Source organism: Pseudomonas sp. Y24-6, assembly GCF_020295325.1.
GTDB lineage: Bacteria > Pseudomonadota > Gammaproteobacteria > Pseudomonadales > Pseudomonadaceae > Aquipseudomonas > Aquipseudomonas gregormendelii.
In genome coordinates this window covers 1-923 of the sequence record NZ_JACBXG010000044.1, presented here as the reverse complement: position 1 = coordinate 923, position 923 = coordinate 1, and the positions used below count along the sequence as shown (strand labels likewise).

Annotated in this window: 1 protein-coding gene; it reads left to right on the top strand. The window is 63.1% G+C overall.

Annotated features, from left to right (window positions below):
* Positions 1 to 923: VCBS domain-containing protein (locus HYI44_RS29155; RefSeq protein WP_225571212.1), on the top strand; the 923-nt coding region annotated here is incomplete at both ends.

Here is a 923-nt window from a genome sequence, read left to right as displayed (position 1 = left end):
GTCGGCACCAACGTCCTGGTCAATGACATCGGCGGCTCCGATGGCCCGGCGGCCACGGGTGCGGTGGTCGGCGTGCGTGCCGGCAGCGACACCTCGACCTCGGCCAGCGGTGGCCTCAACACCAACATCAATGGCGCCTACGGTTACCTGACCCTGGACGCCAACGGCAACGCTACCTATCACAGCAACCCTAACAGCGTCAGCGGGCCCGGCGCGATTGATGTATTCACTTACACCGTGCGCGATGCCGATGGCGATGAGAGCACCACCACGCTCACCATTGACGTCTACAACAGCTGTCTCAAGGCAGTGTCCGACAGCGATGTGACGGTGTATGAAAAGGCTCTCGACCTGACTAAAGATGGCCAGGACCTGGCGGCTGGCACCGTCGCCGGCAGCCAGCCGGGCAATACTGGCGAGACCGCTTCCGGTACACTGGTGGGCTCGGTCACTGGCGCCGTGGGTGCGATCACCTACGCCCTGGTGGGTAGTGCCACGGGCAGCTATGGGCAGATTCAGCTCAATGGCGACGGCACCTATACTTACACCCTGACTTCGCCGGCGAGCACCACCCCGCAGGCCAACGATGGCCCCAACACCCTGAGCGAAAGCTTCACCTACCAGGCGACCGATTCCCTGGGCAACATCACCACCAGCACCATCGTGGTGAACATAGTCGATGACGTGCCAAAGGCTGTGGACGACAGCAACGCCGACAATGCGTCGGAAACCCGCCTGACCCTCGACGGCAATGTCCTGACCAATGACGTGCAAGGCGCGGACCTTGTCGCGACCGGCCCGAACAGCGGCCCAGTCACGCCGGGTACATTCGTCGGCACTTACGGCACCCTGGTGCTGAACGCCAACGGCACGTACACCTATACGCTGGACACCAACGACGCGGACTTCAAGGCCCTGGAAGG